Annotated in this window: 21 protein-coding genes and 7 pseudogenes; 13 read left to right on the forward strand and 15 right to left on the reverse strand. The window is 29.2% G+C overall.

The window, feature by feature from the left end; all coding sequences use genetic code 11:
- Positions 1-441 precede the first annotated feature (441 nt).
- The 3 genes from JJC03_RS10985 to JJC03_RS10995 form a co-directional block, all read right to left on the reverse strand.
- The gene (locus tag JJC03_RS10985) at positions 442-816 is read right to left on the reverse strand and encodes a hypothetical protein (protein ID WP_088400761.1); all 375 of its coding nucleotides are present in this window, start codon (positions 814-816) and stop codon (positions 442-444) included.
- A 701-nt stretch (positions 817-1517) separates the two neighbouring features.
- A complete protein-coding gene (locus JJC03_RS19490; RefSeq protein ID WP_508623377.1) occupies positions 1518-1814 on the reverse strand; it encodes a WaaS/CpsH family glycosyltransferase in 297 nt (98 codons plus the stop codon).
- Positions 1805-2305 carry a WaaS/CpsH family glycosyltransferase gene (locus tag JJC03_RS10995; RefSeq protein ID WP_235873331.1) on the reverse strand — a complete coding sequence of 167 codons (501 nt, stop codon included), beginning with the start codon at positions 2303-2305 and terminating at the stop codon, positions 1805-1807. Before JJC03_RS10995 ends, JJC03_RS19490 begins: the two co-directional genes overlap by 10 nt.
- Before the next feature lie 68 nt (positions 2306-2373).
- On the opposite strand from JJC03_RS10995, the gene JJC03_RS11000 reads away from it, so the two are divergent.
- From JJC03_RS11000 to JJC03_RS11020, 6 genes and pseudogenes are all read left to right on the forward strand, one after another.
- On the forward strand, positions 2374-2871 hold the full coding sequence (locus JJC03_RS11000) for a hypothetical protein (RefSeq protein WP_258931826.1): 498 nt from the start codon (positions 2374-2376) through the stop codon (positions 2869-2871).
- A gap of 11 nt (positions 2872-2882) precedes the next feature.
- Complete coding sequence (locus JJC03_RS17930; RefSeq protein ID WP_258931827.1) at positions 2883-3101, forward strand: hypothetical protein; 219 nt, start codon at positions 2883-2885, stop codon at positions 3099-3101.
- Positions 3086-4270, forward strand: coding sequence for a glycosyltransferase family 87 protein (locus JJC03_RS11005; protein ID WP_088398767.1), 1185 nt, complete (start codon positions 3086-3088; stop codon positions 4268-4270). Before JJC03_RS17930 ends, JJC03_RS11005 begins: the two co-directional genes overlap by 16 nt.
- Positions 4267-5205 (forward strand): glycosyltransferase family 2 protein, encoded by a 939-nt coding sequence (locus JJC03_RS11010; protein WP_088398766.1) that lies wholly within the window; start codon positions 4267-4269, stop codon positions 5203-5205. Before JJC03_RS11005 ends, JJC03_RS11010 begins: the two co-directional genes overlap by 4 nt.
- A gap of 2 nt (positions 5206-5207) precedes the next feature.
- Positions 5208-5983, forward strand: a pseudogene (locus tag JJC03_RS11015) (polysaccharide deacetylase family protein).
- Between the two features lie 2 nt (positions 5984-5985).
- Positions 5986-6738, forward strand: coding sequence for a glycosyltransferase family 2 protein (locus tag JJC03_RS11020; protein WP_088398764.1), 753 nt, complete (start codon positions 5986-5988; stop codon positions 6736-6738).
- Here JJC03_RS11020 and JJC03_RS11025 read toward each other — a convergent pair.
- Positions 6720-7667, reverse strand: coding sequence for a glycosyltransferase family 4 protein (locus tag JJC03_RS11025; protein ID WP_445297854.1), 948 nt, complete (start codon positions 7665-7667; stop codon positions 6720-6722). The two genes, JJC03_RS11020 and JJC03_RS11025, sit on opposite strands and share 19 nt — an antisense overlap.
- 193 nt (positions 7668-7860) lie before the next feature.
- A pseudogene (locus JJC03_RS11030) lies at positions 7861-8675 on the reverse strand (2,3,4,5-tetrahydropyridine-2,6-dicarboxylate N-succinyltransferase).
- 85 nt (positions 8676-8760) lie between these two features.
- Here JJC03_RS11030 and ruvX point away from each other — a divergent pair.
- The 6 genes and pseudogenes from ruvX (at position 8761) to JJC03_RS11060 (ending at position 13452) form a co-directional block, all read left to right on the forward strand.
- Complete coding sequence (ruvX, locus tag JJC03_RS11035; protein WP_235873332.1) at positions 8761-9177, forward strand: Holliday junction resolvase RuvX; 417 nt, start codon at positions 8761-8763, stop codon at positions 9175-9177.
- A gap of 94 nt (positions 9178-9271) precedes the next feature.
- A pseudogene (locus JJC03_RS11040) lies at positions 9272-10765 on the forward strand (malate:quinone oxidoreductase).
- A 48-nt stretch (positions 10766-10813) separates the two neighbouring features.
- Positions 10814-11394: pseudogene (gene def, locus JJC03_RS11045) on the forward strand (peptide deformylase).
- Positions 11395-11446: 52 nt separating this feature from the next.
- Complete coding sequence (locus JJC03_RS11050) at positions 11447-11989, forward strand: DUF5606 family protein (RefSeq protein WP_088398758.1); 543 nt, start codon at positions 11447-11449, stop codon at positions 11987-11989.
- A gap of 95 nt (positions 11990-12084) precedes the next feature.
- Positions 12085-12860 (forward strand): annotated as a pseudogene (gene mazG, locus JJC03_RS11055) (nucleoside triphosphate pyrophosphohydrolase).
- Positions 12861-12945: 85 nt separating this feature from the next.
- Positions 12946-13452, forward strand: a complete 507-nt coding sequence (locus tag JJC03_RS11060) for a hypothetical protein (RefSeq protein ID WP_235873333.1) — start codon at positions 12946-12948, stop codon at positions 13450-13452.
- Between the two features lie 232 nt (positions 13453-13684).
- Here the strand turns inward: JJC03_RS11060 and JJC03_RS11065 are convergent, their stop codons facing one another.
- The 7 genes and pseudogenes from JJC03_RS11065 to JJC03_RS11090 form a co-directional block, all read right to left on the reverse strand.
- Complete coding sequence (locus JJC03_RS11065) at positions 13685-14371, reverse strand: MBL fold metallo-hydrolase (RefSeq protein WP_088398755.1); 687 nt, start codon at positions 14369-14371, stop codon at positions 13685-13687.
- A gap of 186 nt (positions 14372-14557) precedes the next feature.
- Positions 14558-15013 (reverse strand): Crp/Fnr family transcriptional regulator, encoded by a 456-nt coding sequence (locus JJC03_RS11070; RefSeq protein WP_235873334.1) that lies wholly within the window; start codon positions 15011-15013, stop codon positions 14558-14560.
- A 64-nt stretch (positions 15014-15077) separates the two neighbouring features.
- Positions 15078-17086, reverse strand: a pseudogene (locus JJC03_RS11075) (protein-disulfide reductase DsbD family protein).
- Between the two features lie 160 nt (positions 17087-17246).
- Complete coding sequence (locus JJC03_RS18840; RefSeq protein WP_309597645.1) at positions 17247-17624, reverse strand: tRNA lysidine(34) synthetase TilS C-terminal domain-containing protein; 378 nt, start codon at positions 17622-17624, stop codon at positions 17247-17249.
- Between the two features lie 11 nt (positions 17625-17635).
- Entirely contained in the window at positions 17636-18316 is a 681-nt protein-coding gene (gene tilS / locus JJC03_RS18845; protein ID WP_309597800.1) for a tRNA lysidine(34) synthetase TilS, read from the reverse strand.
- A 179-nt stretch (positions 18317-18495) separates the two neighbouring features.
- Positions 18496-18942, reverse strand: coding sequence for a DinB family protein (locus tag JJC03_RS11085; protein WP_088398751.1), 447 nt, complete (start codon positions 18940-18942; stop codon positions 18496-18498).
- A 93-nt stretch (positions 18943-19035) separates the two neighbouring features.
- A pseudogene (locus JJC03_RS11090) lies at positions 19036-20327 on the reverse strand (anthranilate synthase component I family protein).
- A 207-nt stretch (positions 20328-20534) separates the two neighbouring features.
- Here JJC03_RS11090 and JJC03_RS11095 point away from each other — a divergent pair.
- Positions 20535-21839 carry an NAD(P)/FAD-dependent oxidoreductase gene (locus JJC03_RS11095; RefSeq protein WP_088398749.1) on the forward strand — a complete coding sequence of 435 codons (1305 nt, stop codon included), beginning with the start codon at positions 20535-20537 and terminating at the stop codon, positions 21837-21839.
- A 118-nt stretch (positions 21840-21957) separates the two neighbouring features.
- Here JJC03_RS11095 and JJC03_RS11100 read toward each other — a convergent pair whose 3' ends face one another.
- The 3 genes from JJC03_RS11100 to JJC03_RS11110 all read right to left on the reverse strand — a co-directional run bounded on the left by JJC03_RS11100 (position 21958) and on the right by JJC03_RS11110 (position 25858).
- Positions 21958-22380: a DoxX family protein gene (locus tag JJC03_RS11100; protein WP_088398748.1), complete on the reverse strand. Its 423-nt coding sequence runs from the start codon at positions 22378-22380 to the stop codon at positions 21958-21960.
- A gap of 104 nt (positions 22381-22484) precedes the next feature.
- The gene (locus JJC03_RS11105) at positions 22485-24071 is read right to left on the reverse strand and encodes a M1 family metallopeptidase (RefSeq protein ID WP_235873335.1); all 1587 of its coding nucleotides are present in this window, start codon (positions 24069-24071) and stop codon (positions 22485-22487) included.
- A 143-nt stretch (positions 24072-24214) separates the two neighbouring features.
- Positions 24215-25858 carry an acyl-CoA carboxylase subunit beta gene (locus tag JJC03_RS11110; RefSeq protein WP_103714880.1) on the reverse strand — a complete coding sequence of 548 codons (1644 nt, stop codon included), beginning with the start codon at positions 25856-25858 and terminating at the stop codon, positions 24215-24217.
- Positions 25859-25990 lie beyond the last annotated feature (132 nt).

Genomic DNA, 25990 nt, shown 5'->3' on the forward strand with positions numbered 1-25990 from the left:
TAAGTTTTCATTTTAAGTTCAAATTGCTAATATATTTGATGTAAGTATATGATTATATTATATTATATTATATTATATTATATTATATGGTCTTTTTTCATAATAAAAGAATACTCTTTCTTTTATTATTTGTTTGATAATATTGTATTTATCGATGCTAGATTTTTATTTCACAATATTATTTATTCTTTCTCCCGTGGTATTTTCATATGGGGCTGAATTTTGATGTCATATTGGGTTGAATATGATTTTTATTCAACAGCTTTTAATACTCATTAGCGTAATATTGCAATGCTCTATCCGAATGATGTATTAAAGGTATTTCTTTATTATTTCTTTGTATTATAGCTAATCTTAATCCCACCAAACTACTTTGAGTGTTTAGATTGTCAGATACGTTATAGTCAACTATTTTCTAAGAATAGGCATCTATTATTAAACTTAAATAACATGAGTTTTCTCTTTGTTTAATATAAGTGATGTCTGCCCCCAAAAAACTTGTTCTGATCTGTTTATTTGTAAATCTAACAACTGATTTTTACATTTTCTAAAACGATGATGTGAGTTTGTAGTTATATTGTAAGAATGTTTTGGAAGGATTAATAAATGATTAGTTCTTAGGATGTCAATAAATTTATCTCGACTTATTTTTAGTTGTTGTACATCTTCATTCAATAAATAATAGCGTTTTTTAGAGTCAATTCTTGGTATTTGAGTTCTAAATTCTATTACCATTTGTCCTACTAATTGAGTTTTATTACGGCATTTAATTTTTGGGTAGTAAACCTGTCTCTCAATCCCGAAAAGTACAGGCAAAGATTACTGTTTGTTTTTCTTGTTCTTTAAAGTGTTCGATTGTTCGGGAGATGAGTTTTTTGCATATCAATTTGATATTCTTTTCAACTATATTCATCATCATATCAAAAATGAAAGCTTTTTCTTCTACAAAAGCTTTCTACTTTTCTAATAATTTAACTTTAGCCTCAAGTTCTATTATTTTTACTCTGGTGATTTTCGCATATTGGATGGTGTTTGATTTTTCTAATCAAGATTACTAAATTTTCTTAACGAACCTCAGACTGTAGGATTACTTTAAATGTCGTACTATTTACGTGATTGAGTAATAGTAATTTAAATTTTACTTTTTTCTATTTCTTGAACAACTTGTAATTTAAAAGACGTTGTGTAGTCCTTTTGGGTTCGCTTTACATAACCCTATTCTTGAGTGTTTTTCATCAGGATTACATTTTGTATCGTTATTTTAGTACAAAATAATGTAAATAATAAAAAAGCTGTCTAAACTTAGACTGCAGTCTAAGTTTAGACAGCTTTTTTATTCTAAAGAGAAAATTTTTGTACCCAGTTACTTAATTTATAATCCTTCATGATTGATTCATCAATTGTAGTCTGCTTATGAAGAAAATTTTCAATATTATTTAGCTGATCTATATTATTTAAATAAAAAATAGAATTCATTTTAATTAGATCATACTTTTGGATAGAAGGATTATTTGTAATTATTTTTTTCCAAGCCCCAATCCTTCAAAAATTCTAAAACTTAAACCACTTTGATTTTTTCGAATAATATCTACTATAATAGTACTCTTTTTGTATAGATTTAACGTTTCAGATTGACTAAAACGTCTTTTTTTAAAGGTAATATTGGAGTACTGTCCCATATATTTTTTCTTAAGATTAAAAATCCAAGACTTTTTACCAATACTGTAAAATGTGAAATTAAGTTTTTTCTTTTTAAAAATTTCTCCTATTTCATTTAATAGATCAATTCGTTCATCAATTGAGCCTATATAAATGAAGTCTTGTTTTTTTTTTGCTTATGATCATTTTTAATGGAGTAGATGTAATTTGATGTTTTTATAAAATTATGATCCTTACAGTTTTTACTATCGAAAGAGTATATCGTGTCAAAAAAACTAAGAGATAAATGATCAATAGGATTTCTTTCTATACTATCATATAAGTATGCTAAATATTTTTTAGTAAATTTTTTTATTTCTAAATGATATTCTGGAGTTATGAGTTCTGGATTTATAACTAAAATTTGATCTTGTTTGCCTAATTGTTTTAATCTTGAAAGAATATAATCTTGGCGTTTTTTAATTTTTGGATTTTTGTTTAAGAAAATTTTACAGCAAGTATTATTGAATTGTTCAATATTATTTTTGTATTTGAAATTTCCAATTTTTATATGATGACTTTCATGACCTTGCTTTTGTAGTTCTTTGACAATATGATGATCATAATTCCAATGATCGAAACTAATAACGCAAATTTTTTGGCTCATTTTATTATAATAAATCATGCAAAGATATTTATTTTAAGTTATTTTTGTCCTTAATTAAAATTTGTTTCATGGAGAGAAAGATTCAAGACCTGTTAATGCAGTTAAAAGAAAGAGGGGCCGATTTTACTATAGGTACAAGGAATCAAATAAAAATTATTCCTTATGAAGGAAAAGTCTTGAATGTTAAAATATTTAAAATTCCCTCATTGTTTAATGGAATTATATACAAGTTTTTTCGAAAATCAAAAGCAAGAAGATCTTATGAATATGGTAATCTTTTAATTCAGAAAGGAATAGGAACTCCTCTTCCAGTAGCTTATTTTGAAAACTTTTCATGGCTTACCTTAAAAGATAGTTATTATGTTTGCGAACATATTCAATATGATTTTCTATTTAGAGATTTATTAGAATTCTCATTAGACGAATCAGATCACATTAAAATATTAAAAGAGTTTACAAGATTTACCTTTTTAATTCACAACGAAGGAATTGAGTTTTTAGATCATTCACCAGGAAATACATTAATCAAAAAAATAATAATGGAGGATATGATTTTTATCTTGTAGATTTAAATAGAATGAGATTTCATAAGGATATGACTTTTGATCAGAGAATAAAAAATTTAGAAAGAATTACTACTAGAAAAGATCAAATAGAAATAATAAGTGAAGAATACGCAGTTCTTTATAATAAAAAGAAAGAAGATGTTTTTGATAAATTATACTATTATACATCTGCATTTCAAAAAAAAGTGATTAAAAAGAAAAGATTAAAAGAAAAATGGTTGAAAAGATAAAAAGTATTTTTACTACAAGTTTTTTTAAAGATCCAAAATATATAGCAGTTATCTGGATAATTATTTCAGCTATTTCAGCTATAAAACAATTTGCAAGAGGAAGTTATAATAATTATTTAATTTTTAAAAATGTCTTTTGGCATACATTAGAAAAACAATCTTTGTACGCAGAGTATCCTAATTTGTATTTTGATCATAATTATTATGGTCCTGTATTTAGTTTGTTTATAGCCCCATTTGCTGTATTGCCAGACGCTATAGGAATTGTGTTATGGAACTCTTTTAATGCTTTTTTGCTTGTATGGGCCATCTTTAAATTACCCTTAAATACCCAAAAAATAAGTTTGATATTATGGATTTGTTTAAATGAATTTATAACATCTAATTTAGGATTACAATTTAATCCTACCATGACAGCATTGATTCTTCTTACGTATGTTTTTATTATTGAAGAGAAAGAAGTGTGGGCCGCTTTTTGCATCGTTTTAGGTCTTTTTGTTAAATTATATGGAGTCGTAGGATTAGCTTTTTTCTTTTTTATAAAAAATAAGCCCAAGTTTATAGCAGCACTTATCTCATGGAGTATAATTCTCTTTGTATTGCCTATGCTTATTTCTTCTCCTGTTTTTGTTTGTGATTCATATGTTGAATGGTTTGGACGATTAGTTGTGAAAAATAGTGAAAATGCCTCTTTAGCATCCAGACAAGATATATCCGTAATGGGAATGTTTAGACGTATTTCAGGACATGCTGAGTGGTCTAATTTACCCTTTTTAAGTGTAGGTCTTATACTTTTTGGATTGCCTTATCTAAGATGGTCAATGTTTAAAAATACAAAATTTCAATTACTGTTATTAGCTTCTGTTTTAATTTTTACAGTTATTTTTAGTTCAGGATCAGAATCTCCAACTTATATTATTGCATTTATAGGAGTTGCGATTTGGTTTGTCTTAAAGGAATCTATTATTACGAATGCAGATTGGGGACTCTTTATTTTCGCTATATTACTGACAAGTTTTTCTCCTACTGATTTATTTCCAAAATTTATTAGAGAAACTTATATTAATCCTTATGCTCTAAAGGCTTTACCTTGTGTATTAATTTGGTTGAAAATTGTTTATGAAATATTGAGTTTAAGAAATAAAAATCAAGAGGAAGTAATTCAATGAATAAGAAAAAAGTAACCTTTATCATACCTTCTTATAACGAAGTGAAAAATTGTAAACCAATGACAATAGCACTACATAATGTCATGAAATCATTGGAATATGAATATGAGTTCATTTTTATAGATGATGGAAGTAATGATGAAACTTATGTCACATTAATAGAACTCTCTCAGAAAGATCAAAAAGTGAAATATGTATCATTTTCAAGAAATTTTGGAAAAGATAATGCTTTAAGAGCAGGAATAGATTTTGTGAATTCGGATTGTGTTATTACTCTTGATGCGGATTTGCAACATCCACCAGATTTAGTTCCTTTGTTACTTCATGAATGGGAAAAAGGGAATGATGTTGTTTATGCATTTAGAGAAAATGAGAACCCTCATACGTCTTTTTTTAGTAAATTATTCTCTAAATTATTTTGGAAAACATTAAATTATTTTTCTTCTTTAGAACTTGAAAATGGTATTTCTGATTTTAGATTATTAGACAGGAAAGTAGTTGATGCACTAAAAAATATGAATGAATCAGAAATATTTTTTAGAGGTATGATTAAATGGGTTGGTTTCCAACAAAAAGCTGTTCCATATACACCTAATGAACGTATGTATGGAGAAACAACTTATTCTAGAAGAGCACTTTTAAAACTAGCATTACAAGGTATTACATCATTCAGTACACGTCCTTTATATTTAGCTGTTTTTTTAGGTATATTTATAACATTACTTTCTTTTATAGGTTATCTTTTTTATATACTTTTTAGCTTTTATCATGGACATGCAATTTCAGGTTGGGCTTCTTTAATCAGTACAGTAGTGTTTTTTGGTGGGTTGAATTTGATTGTTTTAGGGATTATTGGAATTTATGTAGGTAAATTATTTATGCAATCTAAAGGAAGACCTAATTATTTAATTCGTGATACTAATTATAAAAAATAAACATGATTTTATTAAGTTTTGATATTGAAGAGTTTGATATGCCATTTGAATATGGTAAAGAAATTTCTTTCGAAGAACAAATGTCTATCTCTATTGCAGGAACTAATAAAATTTTAGATTTATTAGAAAGACATCAGATTAAAGCTACCTTTTTTTCTACTGCTACCTTTGCTATGAATGCAAAATCAGTAATTGAACGTATTATTCAATCAGGGCATGAAATAGCGTCACATAATTATTATCATACTGATTTTGAGGTAAAACATCTTAAAGAATCAAAAGATAAATTAGAAGAATTAACAGGAACAAATGTTATAGGTTTTAGAATGCCTCGTATGTACCCAGTAGATGAAAAAGAAATTCAAAAAGCAGGATATGTCTATAATTCATCAATTAATCCTACTTTTTTGCCAGGGCGATACAATCATTTAGATAAACCTAGGAAATATTTTTATCAAGATCAAGTTTTACAAATTCCAGCTTCAGTAAGCCCTTGGGTTCGATTTCCTCTTTTTGGCTTTCTTTTCATAATTTGCCAATGTGGATATATAAATTCTTAGCTAATTGGACTTATAGCAAAGATGGTTATTTGAATATTTATTTACATCCTTGGGAGTTTACTGATTTAAATCAGCCGGAGAAATTTAATTTTCCTGGTTATGTTGTGAAAAATAGTGGAGACGCACTAGTGCAACGTTTAGATGAGTTTATAACTCATTTTAAGAAGAAAGAAAAAGGTTTTGGAACTTTTAAAGAATTTATTGAAACAATTAGATAAGGATGAATATTTCAGTTTTTATTATAACTTTTAACGAAGAAAAAATAATCGCTAAATGCTTAGAAAAGCTAGATTGGGTTAATGAAGTAATTGTCATAGATTCAGGAAGTTCTGATCGTACGGTTTCTATTTGTGAAAAATACGGGGTTAAAGTGATTTATAATAAGTTTGAAAATTTTGGTATACAAAAACAATTTGCGCTAGAACAGACTACTAATAGATGGGTTTTGTCATTAGATGCAGATGAAGTGCTTTCAGACTCATTAATAGAGGAAATAAAGAAAATAGATTTAGAAAAAACTTCAAAAAAAGGATTTTTAATTCCTAGAACACATGTTTTTTTAAATAAAATTTTCAGACACGGAAATGAGAATAAAAAGCCAATTTTGAGATTGTTTGATAAAAATAATGGATGTTTTACCGCAGATAAAGTACATGAAGTAATAAAAGTAGAAGGAGCATTAGGTGTTTTGTCTAATGAAATGTTGCATTATACTGTTTTTGATCTATCTACAGCTATACAAAAACAAATAAAATATTCTTTATTGAGTGGTGAGCTCTTTTTTGAAAAAGGGAAAAAGGCTTCATTATTGAAACCTTTTATAAAATTTCCTTTTGAATTTATTAGAGTTTATTTTATTCAACGCAATATTTTAAATGGTTACGAAGGTTTTGTTTGGAGTATGTTCTCCGCTTTTGGAAGCTTTTTAAAATATGCAAAATTATACGATTTACATCAAAATAAGGATCGATAGCAATTCATTAAATTCTTCGCAATTACTTCATCAGTAAATTGTTGTGCGTATTCAAATCCCTTTTTAGATATAACCTCAGCTTCATTTGGATTATTAAGTATCCATTCTATTTTTTCCTTTATTTCTTGTACGCTATTAGGATTGATATATAAGCTATCAGGTCCTCCGGCTTCAGGAAAAACACCTGAATTCGTAGTTATAACAGGAGTTTTTGAAAAAAGAGCTTCAATTATAGGGATTCCAAATCCTTCAAAGATAGACGGATATACAAAAACACTAGCTTTTTGATAAAGAATAGCTAATTCCTCATTACTAACATTTTTAAGAAAACTAACTTTATTTTGAATTTGGTGATTTTTTATATATTCATGGATTTGTTGTGTGTAAGGAGTTTCTCTTCCTACTAAAACTAAATGAGTATTAATGTCTTTTATAGCTTTTACAATGTTTAGTGCATTTTTTCTTGTTTCTAAAGTTCCTACATTTAAGACAAATTGTTTTGGAAGATTAAACTTTTTTATAACTTTATCTTGAACTTCATCAGTGTAATTTTTCTTAAAAACATTTTGGCATCCTTGGTATATAACTTTTATTTTAGATGCAGGAATATTTAAAAAATTGATGATATCTTGTTTTGTTTGCTCACTTATAGCAATGATTATATCAGCTTGTTGAGCTGCTTTTTTAAACTTATAAAAATGAATTTTTCGGTCAAAAAAAGAGTATAGTTCAGGATATCGTACAAAAATTAAGTCATGTATTGTTACAATACTTTTTATCCCCTTTTTTTCAAGTCCCCTTGGTAGTTCGCCAGAAAGACCATGAAACAAGTCTATTTGATCTCTTTTGAGATCAGATAAAATACCAAATTGTCTCCATAAATTGTAAAATTTTCTATAAAAATTAGAAGAAGGAAGTCTTTCTTTTATGTTATCTCTCTTAAAAAAGAATAAATTAGTATTTGCTTTTTTAGGATTATAGAGATAATACTCATTTTCTGAAAAAAACTAGCAAGGATTCTAATCGAATCCCTGCTATAATTTCCTAAACCTGTTTTATTATGAAATACGCGTTTAGCTTCGTATCCTATTTTCATTTATTGATTTTTTGATCATTAAAGAATTATACCGCTACATTGTATTCTCTTAAAGCATCATTTAAAGACGTTTTTAGATCAGTAGATGCTTTGCGTTTGCCAATAATCAAAGCACAAGGAACTTGGTATTCACCTGCTTCAAATTTTTTAGCATAACTACCAGGAATCACGACACTTCTGGCTGGTACTATACCTTTGTATTCTACAGGTTCTGGTCCTGTTACATCTATGATTTTAGTTGATGCAGTAAGGCAAACATTAGCTCCTAATACAGCTTCTTTTTCTACTCTAACCCCTTCTACAACAATGCAGCGAGATCCAATAAAAGCTCCATCTTCAATAATTACAGGAGCAGCTTGTAAAGGTTCTAATACACCTCCAATGCCTACACCCCCGCTAAGATGAACATCTTTTCCTATTTGAGCACAACTTCCTACAGTAGCCCATGTATCTACCATTGTACCAGCATCTACGTATGCTCCAATGTTTACATATGAAGGCATCATAATTACACCAGAAGAAATGTAAGCACCATGTCTTGCTACAGCATTTGGAACCACACGAATTCCTTTTTCAGCATAATTCTTTTTAAAGGCATTTTATCATGGTATTCGAAAATACCTACCTCAAAAGTTTCCATTTTTTGAATAGGGAAATACATTACAACTGCTTTTTTTACCCATTCGTTTACTTGCCACCCACTAGAAATTGGTTCTGCTACTCGTAGTGTTCCTGCATCCAGTAAATTTACTACCTCCCTAATGGCTTCTTGTGTAGCTTCTTCCTGTAATAAAGAACGATCTTCCCAAGCTTTTTCTATTATATTCTGTAAATTTTGCATTTGATTTTAATTTTACGCAAAGATAAATGTTTTGAATCAAAGCTAAAATCAAAGTTTTGTCTATTTTTGTTGAAATTTTTAATTCATGTCAAGAATTTTAGCGATAGATTACGGATTAAAACGTACAGGTATTGCAGTAACAGATGATTTTCAAATTATCGCTTCTGGGCTTACGACAGTAGCTTCTGGCGAAGTTATAGATTTTTTGAAAGCTTATTTTGAAAAAGAAAAAGTTGCAAAAGTCTTAATTGGTGATCCTAAGCAAATGAATGGACAGCCTTCAGAAAGTGCACCACTAGTGGAAGCTTTTGTTCAGAAATTTCATGATCAATTTCCTGAAATGAAAGTAGTTCGAGTAGATGAACGTTTTACATCTAAAATAGCTTTTCAGACTATGATTGATAGTGGGCTAAAAAAGAAACAACGTCAAAATAAAGCCTTAATAGATGAAATTTCAGCAACTATTATGCTTAGAGATTATTTGACTAGAAAAATGTTTTAACATTTGTTACAATTTTTGTAAAATTAATTCGTTACCTAAAAAATTGTAAAAAATAATACTTTTACGATGTATCTTTGCATCACAATTTACTAGAATGGCAACAACAACTCAAAATCAAGAAACAGATGTAGTGTTAATTGGCGCTGGAATTATGAGCGCTACTTTAGGTTTGTTATTAAAAGAATTACAACCTGATATTAAGATTCAAATTTTTGAACGTTTGGACGTAGCAGCAGCCGAAAGCTCTGATGCTTGGAATAATGCAGGAACAGGGCATGCCGCCTTTTGTGAACTTAATTATACTCCAGAATTAGAAAACGGTACTGTAGATGTAAAGAAAGCAGTCAAAATTTCAGAAGCTTTTGAAATCTCTAGACAGTTATGGGCCTATTTAGTTGAAAAAGGACTACTTGGTAATCCAGAGTCTTTTATTAAATCTGTTCCTCATTTGAGTTTTGTGTGGGGCAAGGAAAATGTTTCCTATTTACGTAAACGTTTTGAAGCCTTACAACAATATGAGCTATTTAAAGAAATGGAATACACAGAAGATCCAGAAGTTATAAAGCAATGGGCTCCATTAATAATGGAAGGGCGTAAGTCTAATAAAGATATTGCATGTACTACAATGAAATATGGTACTGATGTTAATTTTGGTGCTTTAACAAGAAGTATTTTTAAATATTTAGAAAGTTTAGAGGGAGTCAGCTTGCATTTTAACCATGAGGTTAAAAAATTGCGCAAAAAAGAAGATGGGAAATGGCGTTTGAAAATTACAGATTTAACCTCTGGTGAGAAAAAAAGAATTTATACACCGTTTGTATTTATTGGTGCAGGAGGAGGATCATTGTTGTTATTAGAAAAAGCTAATATTCCGGAAGGAGAAGGATATGGAGGATTTCCAGTAAGTGGGCAATGGTTAAAGTGTACGAATGAAGAAGTAATTAAAAAACACGCTGTAAAAGTATATGGTAAGGCTTCAGTAGGGGCCCCCAATGTCAGTGCCTCATATTGATACACGAGTAATAAATGGTAAAAAGAATTATTATTTGGTCCTTATGCAGGTTTTTCAACAAAGTTTTTAAAAAATGGTTCCTATTTTGATTTGATTTCGTCTATAGAGATGGATAATATAAAGCCAATGTTACAAGCAGGAATTAAAAATATACCTTTAACAAAATATTTAATAGAGCAAGTTTTTCAATCAACTAATGATAGAATGAAAGCTCTTAAAGAATATGTTCCATCTGCGAAAAAAGAAGATTGGGTATTAGAAACTGCAGGACAACGTGTACAAGTAATAAAAAAAGATAAAAATGGAAATGGAGTATTAGAATTTGGTACAGAAGTTGTAGCAGCTGCCGATGGATCTTTATCTGTATTATTAGGAGCTTCCCCAGGCGCATCTACAGCTACTTCAATCATGATTGAATTACTTGAAAAATGTTTTCCTGAAAAAATGCAAACTACACTTTGGCAGGCAAAATTAAAAGAAATGATACCTTCTTATGGTCAAGATTTAAATGAAAATCCTCAAATGACTAAAGAAATTCGCCAAAAAACAAATGAAATTTTAAAATTAAATATTTAAAACTATTTGTACTTTTGCACCCTCAATTTATTTTGAAAAAATAGAAGAATGATATATCCAATTGTAGGTTACGGAGATCCTGTGTTACGAAAAGTAGGTGAAAATATTTCAGAGGATTATCCTAATTTGAAAGAAGTAATTGCTAATATGTACGAAACGATGTACAAGGCACATGGTGTAGGCTTAGCAGCTCCACAGGTGGGTTTAGCTATCCGTTTATTTATTGTAGATACTGAACCATTTAGTGATACTGAAAACTTATCAAAAGAAGAAGCAACACAATTAAAAGGGTTCAAAAAAACTTTTATTAATGCCAAAATATTAAAAGAAGAAGGTGAAGAATGGGCTTTTAATGAAGGTTGTCTAAGTATTCCAGATGTTCGTGAAGATGTTTATAGACATGAACAAATAACTGTAGAATATTTTGATGAAAATTTTCAAAAGAAAACAGAAGTATATGACGGATTAATTGCACGTGTAATTCAGCATGAGTATGATCACATAGAAGGAGTTTTATTTACAGATAAAATTTCAACCCTAAAAAAACCTTAATTAAAAAGAAATTGCAAAATATTATGGAAGGGAAGGCTCGTCCTGATTACCGTATGCGTTTTGCAAAAATGAAATAAAAGTAATATAATTCCTCTGCTAATAGAGGAGCAATAAAAATAATTTAACAAAATGAATTTAGAAAGAATATTAGCCATTTCAGGAAAGCCAGGTTTATATGCTTTAAAAATGCAAACAAGAACTGGTTTTGTAGCAGAATCATTAGTTGATGGTAAAAAAGTTACAGTGGGTATGCAAAGTAATGTAAGTTTATTGTCTGAAATTTCAGTATATACTTACTCAGAAGAAAAACCATTAGCAGAAGTAATGAATGCTATCGCTAAAAAAGAAAATGGTGGTGTAGCTCCTCGTTTGAAAGATGATAAAACAGCATTGTTAGCTTATTTAAGTGAAGTTTTACCAGATTATGATCAAGATAGAGTATATGCTTCAGATGTTAAAAAAATATTAAATTGGTATAACATATTACAGGCTAAAGGATTGATAGTTTTAGCAGAAGAAGTTAAGGCAGAAGAAGTTAAAAAAGAAGAAGTAGCTGAAGAAAAACCTAAGAAAACTAGAGCAACTAAAGCTAAAAAAGAAGAAACGGCTGGAGAAAAAGAAGAAAAGCCTAAAAAACCAAGAGCAACAAAAAAGGCTAAGTCAGAAGAATAGTTCGAATTTTAACAAAAATATAAGTCCTGTATTTGATTAACAAATGCAGGATTTTTTGTTATTTAGTAAACCAAATTTCCAGTATCAAAAACAATATGAATACGCGTTCGCAACAATTAGAAGCTTTTAATCGTCTATTAGATATAATGGACGAACTCCGTGAAAAATGTCCATGGGATAAAAAGCAAACATTAGAAAGTTTACGTCATTTAACTATAGAAGAAACATATGAATTAGGAGATGCTATATTAGATAACGATTTAAATGAAATTAAAAAGAACTAGGTGATTTACTACTTCATATTGTTTTTTATTCAAAAATAGGAAGCGAAAAAGAACATTTTGATATAGCTGATGTTGCTAATTCCATCTGTGATAAACTAATTCACCGTCATCCTCATATTTATGGAAACTTAGAAATAACAAATGAAGAGGAAGTAAAACAAAATTGGGAAAAACTTAAATTAAAAGAAGGAAAAAAATCTGTTTTAGAAGGAGTTCCTAAATCGTTACCAGCTATGGTAAAAGCCAGTCGTATACAAGATAAAGTAAAAGCAGTTGGTTTTGATTGGGAAGAAACAAATCAAGTATGGAATAAGGTACAAGAAGAACTACAAGAATTACAAATAGAAATAGAAAGAGGAGACCAAGATAAAATAGAAGCAGAGTTTGGAGATGTTGTTTTTTCAATGATTAATTATGCCCGTTTTTTAAATATTAATCCAGAAGACGCATTAGAGAGAACTAATAAGAAATTTATTAAGCGTTTTATATATTTAGAGCAAAAAGCAGAGATACTAGGAAAAAAACTGTCAGATATGACATTATCTGAAATGGATGTTTTCTGGGAGGAAGCTAAGCGTATGCCTTAAAAAGAAAGCTTAAAAAAATAAGAAAATACTTTAAGAAGTAGCTTTTTAAATTAAAATAAAAAGGAATAATTTTTACCATAACATTATGATGCGATATCAAACTTTTATAATATTAATATTTTTATGTTTCAAGTTACAGGCTCAACATGATGGTAAAAGATTACCTTCGTTAAAAATTCCACGGATAGATATTCCTGAGCCTAATAAGAATAAAGGGCAAGAGGAAATGGCTCCTCAATATTCTTTGAATAAACCTTTTGAACCTAAATTATTCAAAGTGCCACCTAAAAAATACGATCCCCCTACAATAAATAAAGAAATGCAGATGACAGGAGGAGGGAGCGATCTAGATCTAGGAAAGCAATATGCTGAAAAAATGAATAATAAGTTAAGAACTGATATTAAAGAAGGCGTTTTAGATCCCAAAGAATTTAGAAAGCATCAATATTTTGGAGATTTTACTATAGATTCAGAAACTATAACATTAAATTATCGTGATTTTGGAGAAGTGGATGCAGATCAAATTAGAGTTTGGGTAGATGGTAAAATTGTGGCGGGTTATTTAGAATTAGAAGGATTTAGAAAAAGATAATAATTTATCTTGCAGAAGGTATTAATCATATAGAAATTGAAGCTCTAAATGAAGGAGCTTTTACTCCTAATACAGGTGAATTTTTATTTACTGATAATCAATCTAAAATTATTATGGGAGATAAATGGGGATTAGCTACAGGGTTTAAAGCAAAATTTAATATTATACGGATGGCAAAAAATGATAAGGCAATGGATAAAAAGTAAAATACATTGCCTTTACTATTGATTTCTTAAAAATGTTTTTTTAATTCTTTTGATACAAAATTTTCAAATTCTTTATCTTTATTATAGAGTACAGAGCCATGACCAAAACATAAAATACGAGGACTAAGCTCTGCAATTTTTATTAGAGAATTAAAATTTTCTTTAGGTTTTGATGTAAACAGGCTAGGAGGGAGATGCAATCCCTTTTTAGTAGTCATCAAATTCATATTGGTTGCTATATCCCCGGCAATTAAAACACCATCTTTTTCTCTAAAAAAAGCAATATGACCATCTGAATGTCCAGGTGTTTCGATTACTTTAAAATCTCCTAAAAAATCCCCTTCTTTAAGAGTCTTAGTTACTTTCATACCTTTTCCTGCCCAAAATTTTTGTTGAAATAAAGAAATTAAATTTTTAGGATATGGATAATCTTTTGTTGCAAATCCTGACTCAGCTCTTTCAACTTCTTGATTATGACAATATAAAGGAAGATTGAAGTTTTGACAAATTAATTTTGAAGCCCCTTGATGATCTGGATGAGCATGTGTTATTGCATGTGCATGAACAGGTACTTCTTGAATGGCTTTTTTAATTTTAGAAAACGAGCTTCTGATACCTGCATCTATTAATATACCTTCTATTATATAGCAGTTTACACTATTTCTAGGCAGTAAAGGAATATGAAATACTTCATTTGCTATTTTTTTCATCATATAAATTTTTAGTATTCTTTAATTTAAAGATTTAGAATAAGGGTGATAAATTTTATAAGGCGAAAATAAATAATGGAAGTGTGCTAAAAAAAGACATTTGTCTTATTATTTATTCCTTTTGATAAAAATGTTGTTTGGCTCTATTTAGAGTACGAGTGGTAACACCTATAAAGGAAGCAATATCTTCTATTTTTGCTCGTGTAAGTAAAAAGGATAAAATTGCATTAAATTATTAAATCTTAAATTTGCTGACTGATGGTGGAAAAGTTGCAAGAAGCGTTCTTTTTCTAAGTATTCTTTTTGAATTATATAATGGGTTAGCTTTTCCCAATTAGTACTTTTTTGTAGAAGAAGATTTAAATTTTGTAGTGTAATAGTTAATAATAGAGTATCTTCTAAGGCTTGTATATTTTTTGTAGAAACTGTTCTGTTTTGGAAACTATTTAATACTGTTATAAAATCATTTTCTATTCCAAAACAATAAATATTTTCTTTACCTTTAGTATCTACTGAATATGCTTTTACCATTCCTTTGATGATGAATCCTAATTGAAGAGAAAAATGACCTTGTTTTATAAAAAAATCTGATTTTTTCAGAGGTAAAATTTCAAAAAGAAATCCCCCAATTAATTTCCTCTTCACTTAAAATATGGAGCGAACTTAAGTACTCCTTTAAATGATTTTCAATTAATTGGGGATTCATAGATTATTTTTTAAAATTATTAATTCCAGTTTCTAACCAAGTTTTGTATTCATCAAGACTTGTAAAACCAATAGGTTTAGATAAGTCGTTTCCATCTGCATCTAAAACTACATAAAGAGGTTGCGAATTACTTTTATATCTAGTAATTTGAAAATCACTCCATTTATTACCAATTGTTATTATTTCTTTTCCAGTTGTTTTTGAAACGTATTGTTGATCTTTTGGTAATTCAATTTTTCGATCACATATTAGAGATATTACGACTACTTTTTCTTTTAAGATAGATAATACCTCTGGATTAGACCAAACATTATCCTCCATTTTTCTACAATTAGCACAAGCATCTCCCGTGAAATCTAATAAAACAGGTTTGTTAACTTGTTTAGCATATGCTAAACCTATTGTGTAATCATCAAAAGTAATAATATTATGTGCTCCATAATGTGCATGTTCTGGTAAATCTGATTTTAATGAAGAGGAAGAACCTATTCCATTTGTACTTTCTGCATAATTTAATGGAGGGGTTAATCCACTTAATATTTTAAGAGGGGCTCCCCACAATCCAGGAATCATGTAGAAAGTAAATGAAGTAACAATGATGGCCATTATTAGCCTTCCAATTCCAATTTTATCTGCTTTTTCATAATCATGAGGTAACATATATTTTCCAAATAAATAGAATGCCCATGCTCCAAAAATACCAATCCAAATAGCTATGAATAATTCTCTTTCTAATAAATGTTTTTGTAAAACTAGATCTGCATTAGATAAGAATTTAAAAGCAAAAGCTAATTCTAAGAATCCTAATGAAACTTTTATTGTATTTAACCATCCACCTGATTTAGGTAAGGTATTTAACCATCCAGGAAACATAGCAAAAAGCATAAATGGAAGGGCAATAGCTAATGAAAAACCAAACATCCCAATGATAGGAGCAATTCCTCCTTTTGTAGCAGATTCTACCAATAATGTTCCCACAATTGGACCTGTACAGGAAAATGATACTACTGCAAGAGCCAAAGCCATAAAAACAATTCCTAATATTCCTCCTCTATCAGCTTGAGAGTCTAATTTTGTTGCCCAAGAACTTGGTAAAACAATTTCAAAAGCGCCTAGAAAGGATAATGCAAATACAATTAATAAACCAAAGAATATTAAATTAAACCAGACACTTGTTGATAATTCATTTAAAGCTTCAGCTCCAAAAGCACCAGTTATTAATGAACCAAGAATTACATAAATAATAATAATAGATAATCCGTATAGGATAGCATTTTTAATACCTTCTGCTCTAGTTTTACTTTGTTTTGTGAAAAAGCTTACAGTCATAGGAATCATTGGAAAAATGCAGGGCATAAGTAAAGCGGCAAATCCTCCTAAAAAGGCCAATAAGAAAATTTTCCAAAGACTTTTATCTGCATCTTCAATTTTGACTTGCGTAATAGGGGCATTATTTGTACTAATATTAGCAGGTTGGTTTTCTTTTGTAATTAGAGGTACAGCTATTACTTTAGTAGTACTATCTTTCATAGTTACTAGGTCTTTTGTAGATTCTTCTTTTGTACCTGTTAGTGGTAATTGTATATCAAAAGTTTTATCTTGTTGAATACAAGCTTCTTTACATACTTGGTACTCAACATATACTTTTATACTAGTGACTTTAGGGTTTGTAAGTTTTATTGTTTGCTTAAATTGTGCTTTGTTTTCAAATAAGTATTCGTCTACCTCAAATACCTCACTATATACTTTTTTGTAGATACTTTCAGTAGTTTTACCTACTAGTTGATAATTTCCCTTTGCATTTTTAAAAGTAAAAACAGTAGGTAAAGATCCTCCATCAGGTGTGAATTGTGAAAAAGATGCCATTCAGGTTGTATTTTTGCATCAAAGGTGATAGTGAATTCTGTATCTGATTTTTTTTGTACACTTGTTTTCCAACTTACTGGATTTAGTATTTGGGCATAAACTCCTAAAGAGCTTATAAAAAATAAAAAGGCTATTAATTTTTTCATTCTGTAAAAATTATGTTTAATATGTTTTTTGAGTTTGAATGGGCAATAAAACGATTATCTACTCTATGATTGATGATCCAAATAATTTTATCCTCTGAAAGTAAAAGCCAAGTATCTTCTTTTTCAATTAAAGAGAACTTTTCATCTTTAAAGTATTTACTTATCTTTTTTTACCTTTCATTCCAGAAGGATAAAAATAATCACCTTCTTGCCATTTTCTAAGTTTTAAAGGAAATTTTAACGTTTCCTTATCTACAAAAATAGAAGATTTAGTAGGTGTCATATTGTAACCTGAGTTACAAAAATGCAATTTTATTGGATTTTCAATGAAATCAATTTCATCAGAAATAAGAAATTCAGTAGAAACGTTATTTAATTTTGTAGTAAGAATAAGGTTGTTGCGATTTTTTACTAGTCGATATTTTTCTGAAAAAATTTGTTTACCAGACTGATTTTCTATTAAATCGTAAATAGCATTCCAATCATGGAAACCGTAAGATTTAAGCCATTCATATAAATAGGCTTTATAATTAGACAAGGACTGTATTTTTAAAATGTCAAAATAAATTTCATTTTCTTTTTAATAATTATTTTATTTAACTCGTTATGAATTGAGTCTTGTGCGAGTGATTCCGTTTGTTGTAAATTTTTTAATGTGTTTTGAAATGAGCTTAAGAAGTTAATATTTAACTCTTTTAAGATAGGAACTACTTGATGTCTAATCTTATTTCTAAAGTATTTATCAGAAGCATTTGTTGAATCCTCTCTCCAATTAATAGCATTTATGAGTGCATAGTTCGTAATCTCTTCACGAGAAAAAATTAGTAGAGGACGTATGATGTTCTTATTTACTTCTGGAATTCCAGTTAATCCTTCAATACCTGTGCCTCGTGTAAAATTAATTAAAAATGTTTCTAATGAGTCATCTAAGTGATGAGCTGTTAATAAATAATCAAAACCTTCTGTTTTTGTTAATTCATCAAACCAGTTATAGCGTAATTCACGGGCTGCTTGTTGAATAGACAGTTTATTATCATTAGCATATTCTTGAGTTTTAAATTTTCTTATAAAACTTCTAACTTTTAGTTTTTTACTTTCAATCTGAACAAATTTTTCATCTTGATTACTTTCATCACCTCTTAGTTGAAAATTACAATGTGCAATAGCTATATGAAAGTCTAACTTTGCGAATAGATTTAATAAAACAATGCTATCAATACCTCCGCTGATGGCTAGTAGTAATTTTTTGCCATTTAAAAAGAAAGGTGCTGATTAATATGATTACGTAATTGTATTAGCATTTTGTTTATTTAAAATGATTATTTTGTTAATCTGTTAGTTTGAAATAAATTTTAAAAACGATGAAATTGTTAATTTACATACTATTTTATTTTTCATTAATTTTCTTATTATGAATCAAGTAGTCTGCGATGGAAATTTATTTGTCCTATATGATAACTTAGGTGAATTGTTAAATGAATCAGAAGGTGATAAGTGGTTTTTATAGGGTAATTCATTTCCATAGGATATGTTTTTTCTAAATCCGTTTCATCTAATTTGTTTAACGTACTTTGAATCATTTTTTTAGTTGTTTCAATAGCGTGTAGAAGTTCTTCTTTAGGAATGTTTTTTTTTGAAAACTCTAAATCTCTTTCGCGTATATAATTTGTATTCCCTAAAGTACGACCAATATAAGTATTTAAATTACCTATTAGGTGTAAACATAAATTCCCCGCAGAGTTACTAATGTTTTTATCTATTTTCCAAAGTTTAGTTTCATCAGAATAAGATTCTATTTCAGTTTTTAATTTATCTAAATCTCTTAGAAAGAGATATTGGAGAGAAGGTAGTAACATGATGTATAACTTAATTAAAGAATAGTAAAATATATATGAATTAAAGATAAAATTTTAATTTTTTCTTTAAAAATAGAATCAATTCTTAAATGTTCAGCTTAGCACTTCACGCATTGCTTTAGCTTTTAATAAGCATTCTTCATATTCTTGATGAGGATTAGATAATGAAGTAATGGCACTACCAACTGAAAAAGAAAGATATTGATTATTAGAATTGTATAAGATGCTGCGAATGACTACATTAAAGTCAAAATTTCCAGTAGGTGTAAAATAGCCTACAGCCCCACTATATAGACCTCGTTTTGTTTCTTCTAATTCTTCTATAATTTGCATAGCTGAAATTTTAGGAGCCCCTGTCATACTTCCCATAGGAAAAGTAGATTTGATAATATCAATAGGGTTAGTCGTGTTTTTTACTTCTGCAATAATGGTCGAGATCATTTGATGTACTTGTTTAAAAGAATAAATTTCACATAATTCTTCTACTTGTACAGAACCTTTTACTGCTGTATGTGCTAAATCATTTCGAACTAAATCAACTATCATGATGTTTTCAGATCGTTCTTTTGGATTTTGCTCTAATTCTGTTCTTGAATTTTGATCTAAAATACAATCATCAAATCGCTTAGAAGTACCCTTAATAGGTTGGCTTATAATTTTTTTACCTTCTTTTCTTAAATAGCGTTCTGGCGAAGCAGAAAGTAGATAATGTGTGTGGTTTTTTAAAAAACAAGCAAAAGGGGGGACTGATATTTTGTTTAACTCTTTGAAGATTTCAAAAGGAAAAATAGTACTATTTTTAGCGTAAAATTCCATGCAAAAGTTAGCTTCATATATATCACCTCGGTGAATGTGTTCTAACATTTGATTAACCTTATGAATATAATTTTCTTTAGAAATACGTTGCTGTATTGTTATATTGGATTTTTGACTTTTGATTTTAGTTTGAGGGCTTTTTAATATTTCTTCCAGATCAAAATCAATCTCATCATCGCACACATTTAAATAAGCAATTTCTAATTCATTGCCTTTTAAGAAAAAGAGTTTTTTAGGTTGGAAAAAAATAAATCAGGAAAGTTTAATTCATCATAGTTTTTAGAATCTAGAAATTCGATATCATTTTTTAGATCATAAGATAAATAGCCAAATAGCCAATCATTAGTTTGTTGTTGATATTGTTTTAAATCATCAAAAGCATTAATATAATCCGTTTTTAGTGAAGTAAAAGCATCTACAGCTACAACTAAATCATAAGAACTATATTGTTGAGGATAATCGTTACTATTTAAATAAGCTACTTCTCGGAAGTTTTCGGTCCAAGAAAGTAGTTTTTCTTTTATAACTATAGGATCAACTTTTATTTTTTTAGTACTCTCAAAATATATTTTTTTCAAAAGGCTAAAATATTACATACTTTACAGAATATAAAATTAGAAAGCTTTAAATAGTTGTTAAAGTGTAAGTAAATATAAATTTAGAGTGTGAAAGAAAATAAAAAATGTTTAGAATTTAGACGAAAGGATTAAAAAACATAAAAATTTACTTAGATATTTCTTAATTTTAAAACTTTAAAATGTCAAGTCCTTTAACTAATGAATATTCCACAAAGTTCTAAGAAGAGAGTTGTTATAATAGGTGGTGGTTTTGCCGGTATTGCTTTAGCCAGAAAACTAAGAGATAAAAATTTTCAGGTTGTATTAATTGATAAACATAATCATCATACTTTTCAACCTTTGTTATATCAAGTAGCTACGGGAGGATTGGAGGCTGGTTCTATAGCTTATCCTATTCGTAAAGTAATACAAGGCTGTCCTGATTTTTATTTTAGATTAACTACAGTAAAAGAAATAGATACTAATACTCAAAAAGTTTTATCAGAAATAGGAGATATATATTATGATTATTTAGTTATAGCTACTGGATCTAAAACTAATTATTTTGGTAATAAAGAAATTGAACGTAATTCAATGTCTATGAAAACGATTCCACAGTCGCTCAATATTCGTAGTTTAATTTTAGAGAATTTTGAAGAAGCTGTTCTAACAAAGGATGAAATAGAAAGAAATGCTTTAATGAATTTTGTTTTAGTAGGAGGAGGGCCAACAGGAGTCGAGTTAGCGGGGGCATTAGCAGAAATGAAAAAAGTAATTTTTCAAAAAGACTATCCAGATTTAGATATTCAGAAAATGCAAATTCATTTGATACAAAGTGGTGATCGAATTTTGAATACAATGACAGAGAAATCTTCGGTTGCTTCTGAAAAGTTTTTAAAACAATTAGGAGTTAAAATTTGGAAAAATGTGCGTGTAACAAATTACGACGGGCGAACCATTACGACTAATACAGATCTTGTTTTAGATGCTGCAACTGTTATTTGGACAGCAGGAGTTCAAGGAGCATGTATACATGGTTTGCCTGAAGAATCAGTTGTGGAAAGAGTAGAACGTATTAGAGTAAATGAGTTTAATCAAGTAAAAGGATTTAAAAATATTTTTGCAATAGGAGATATTGCTTCAATGGAAGATGAACAATATCCACAAGGACATCCTATGATGGCTCAACCAGCTATACAACAAGGTTGTTTATTAGCGGAAAATCTTGTAAATATAGAAGAAAATAAATCACTCAAAGCTTTTGTTTATGATGATAAAGGATCTATGGCAACTATTGGTAGAAATTTAGCGGTTGTAGATTTGCCAAAATATCATTTTAATGGGGTTTTTGCTTGGTTTGTTTGGATGTTTGTTCATTTATTTTCATTAATTGGTTTTAAAAATAAAGCAGTTGTTTTCTTAAATTGGGTATATAATTATATTCGATTTGATCGAGAAGGGCGTTTGATTATTCGTCCTTATAAAAAGAAAAGTTTCATTACCTTTACAAGTGATGAGATTTAAAAAAGTTTAGGGCTTATGTTTTTAAAATATCCATTATCTAAAAACGTAAGCCCTTTTTTATTAAATAAATTATATTACTTAGATTTAAAACGTAATAAGATTACTCTTTTTAAAATTATTATTGTTCCATTTTAAAATAGTAGTCTGCTGAATGTTTGCCGCTTCCATAAAAAAGAAAGAAGAGGCAAATACATAATAAAAGAAAAGAAAGTATTAGGTTTGAATAATTCATTTGATCAATGAAATTAACTAGGAATGCACCTAAAAGGATCGGTATTTGTGCTATGATAGACCATCTCGTTAATAGTCCAAATACAATCATAATTCCACCAACTATATGAGCTGCCATAACATAATGAATAATCAACATTCCTCCACCTAAATTTTTTATAGGTTCCGTTAATTGCATGTAATAAAGAGTGTTAGTCATAAAAGATACTCCTTTCATAAATAAAAAAATACCCACAAAAATTCTTAATAAGTCTAATGAATAATAAGTATGCGCATTTGCCCACTTATTTAAATTTTTTATTGTTTCCATAGCTATTAGTTTAGAAATTTATATCTAATGTACTAAAAATCAATTTATTATTTTAATTTTTTGTCTGGTATTTTATATAAAATGCTTTTTTGTTAGGCTGGATTTCACTTATTTTTTTTTATATCAAAAGGGATGGTTTTCCATTTATTAGTAACTAAAATAGTTTCTTTTTGGTTCTTTATTAATAATTCAATCGGCATTTCAAAATTAGGTTCTTCAGTAATCCATCTAATCTCATATTTTTTTTCTTTTTCCTGAATTTCTAGGATCGGAATAGTTGTATATTTTAAATACTGATTAAATATTGGAGTTAGATTCATTTTTGATTCTTTATTAAAAAAATCAATAACTGTTTTTCCTTCTATAATTTGTTTTTTATACTTTTTAGAAAAATTTAATAAAATATTCCACCATTTTTCTTTTCCTATGACATGTCGAAGAGTATTTAACATATTGGCTCCTTTGTAATACATATCACCACTACCTTCTTTGTTTACCCCAAAGTCACCTATCATCGGTCGGTCATTAGCAATATTTATACGAAGACCATCACAATAATCTAGTGCTTTTTCATATCCGTATAAACATTCTACAAAGACTACTTCTGAATACATAGTAAAAGCTTCATGTATCCACATGTCAGCAATATCTTTACTGGTTATGCTATTGCCAAACCATTCATGTCCTGTTTCATGTATAGTTATATAATCAAATAAAAGACCAATACCTGTACCAGATAAATCTCTGCCTTGATATCCTTTTTTATATTTATTACCATACGCTATAGCACTTTGATGCTCCATTCCTAAATAAGGCGTTTCTACTAATTTGTAGCTGTCTTCTTTAAAAGGATATTCGCCAAACTTTGATTGGAAACAATCCATCATAGGTTTCACTTCTTCAAAATGTTTGCGTGCTTTTGACTCATTATTTCTAAGGACATAATATTTTAAATCTAACCCTTTATGATGATCTTCAATTAGTACATAATCACCTATATTGACGGTTATGTCGTATGTGTTAATAGGATTTTTAACTTCCCAATCCCAACGTGTATATCCATTTTTGAGATCTTTACTTCCTAAAAAACGGCCATTGGATATATTCATTAAACCATTAGGGACAGCAATTTTTATAGTAGCACCTAAATCAGGTTCATCACTTTGTGAATCTTTAACAGGATACCAAGAACTTGCACCAAATCCTTGGCAGGCAGTAGCTATCCAAGGGGTTCCATTATTATCTTGAGTAAAGATAAATCCTCCATCCCAAGGTGCACGATGCGCAATTACAGGCTTACCTGAGTAATAAAATCTAATTTTTTGCTCCGTTCCTTTTAAAAGCTTATTAGGGAAATGAATAAATGTAGCAATGGCATCACGTTTATAATCCAGTTTTTTTGCATTGTGAATGATGCTATCTACTTGCATATTTTCAAATAAGTCAATTTGAATTTTTGAAGTAGGAGTGTTAACTTTAAAATGAATGTCATTATAGCCTGTAATTGATTTTTCTTCAATATTGATTTTGATATTTAAATCATAACGTTGTACATCAAAGCAGGTACGTTCTGGTCGTAAACCTCCTTGTAAAGAGTCACGATGTGTATAATGATCTTTTGCAATAGTTAGTTGTGCTGAATGATATTGAATTCCAAAGAATATTAACAATAATGATAGTTGTTTCCTCATAATAAAAAATCTACCTTGTAAAGGTAGATTTTTATTTTTTATATGTTTTATAAAAGATGGTATCTTAAAAAAAACATTTTAGTGATCTATATATGTATAAATGGTTGTATTTTAGGTAAATGGGTTTTAATTTTTTGTGGTTGTTAAACTTGGATAACTCCTAAATTAAAAGGTTTTTCTATAGGAGCGTGATTAGCCGCTTCTATTCCCATAGAAATCCAAGTACGTGTTTCTAATGGGTCTACAATAGCATCAGTCCATAGACGAGAGGCAGAATAGTACGGAGAAACTTGTTCGTCGTAACGAGATTTGATTTTGTTAAATAATTCTTCTTCTTTTTCAGGCGTAATTTCTTCTCCTTTAGCTTTTAGAGAAGCAGCTTCTATCTGCATTAATACTTTAGCAGCTTGTGCTCCTCCCATTACCGCTAATTCAGCACTAGGCCAAGCAAATATTAATCGTGGATCATAAGCTTTTCCACACATAGCATAATTACCAGCTCCATAAGAATTTCCTATTACTATAGTAAATTTTGGTACAACTGAATTAGAAACAGCATTTACCATTTTTGCGCCATCTTTGATAATTCCTCCATGCTCTGATTTAGAGCCTACCATAAAACCAGTTACATCGTGCATGAATACTAAAGGAATTTTCTTCTGATTACAATTAGCAATAAAGCGAGTTGCTTTGTCAGCACTATCAGAATAAATAACGCCTCCAAATTGCATTTCACTTGGTTTCGTTTTGGCTCCTGTTGTTTTAGCAATTAAGCGTTGATTAGCAACAATTCCTACTGCCCATCCATCAATACGAGCATATCCTGTGATGATAGTTTGGCCATAACCAGCTTTATATTCATCAAATTCAGAGTTGTCAACTAAGCGTTTGATAATTTCCATCATGTCATATTGTTCAGCACGTGATTTTGGTAAAATACCAAATATTTCATTTGGATCTAAAGTTGGTTTTTCAGGTTTGATTCGGTTATATCCTGCTTTATTAAAATCACCCATTTTACCTACTATGTTTTTGATGCGATCTAGTGCATCTTTATCATCTTTAGCTTTAAAGTCAGTTACACCTGAGATTTCACAATGGGTTGTAGCACCTCCTAAAGTTTCGTTGTCAATAGTTTCACCAATAGCTGCTTTTACTAAATAGCTGCCAGCTAAAAATATGCTACCTGTTTTATCTACAATAAGTGCTTCGTCACTCATAATAGGTAAGTAAGCACCACCAGCAACACAGCTGCCCATAACGGCAGCTATTTGCGTGATTCCCATACTGCTCATTAAAGCATTGTTACGGAATATACGACCAAAATGTTCTTTATCTGGGAAAATTTCATCTTGCATAGGTAAATAAACACCAGCGGAGTCTACAAGATAAATAATAGGAAGTCTATTTTCCATTGCTATTTCTTGTGCACGTAAATTCTTTTTAGCTGTAATAGGAAACCATGCACCTGCTTTTACCGTTGCATCATTAGCTACTACTATACATTGTTTTCCTTGTATATATCCTATTTTTATTACAACTCCTCCAGAAGGACAGCCCCCATGTTCTTGGTACATACCTTCTCCTACAAAAGCTCCTATTTCAATTGAGTTAGTATCTTTATCTAATAAGTAATCTATTCTTTCTCGTGCAGTCATTTTGCCTTCAGCATGAAGTTTAGCAATACGCTTTTCTCCTCCTCCTAGTTTTACTTTTGCTAAACGTTGCTTTAATTCAGATAATAAAAGTCTGTTATGATCTTCGTTTTTGTTGAAGTTTAAATCCATAGTGTATTGTTTAATTTCGGTGTGCTAAATTACAAAATCTGTTTTAACTATTTAGAAAAGCGTTAAGGGACTGTTAATAGAATTAATATGCAATTGATCTTGAGTTAACGTTAATTTAACATATACAGGATA

It is taken from the genome of Flavobacterium oreochromis (assembly GCF_019565455.1).
GTDB classification, from domain to species: Bacteria; Bacteroidota; Bacteroidia; order Flavobacteriales; family Flavobacteriaceae; genus Flavobacterium; species Flavobacterium oreochromis.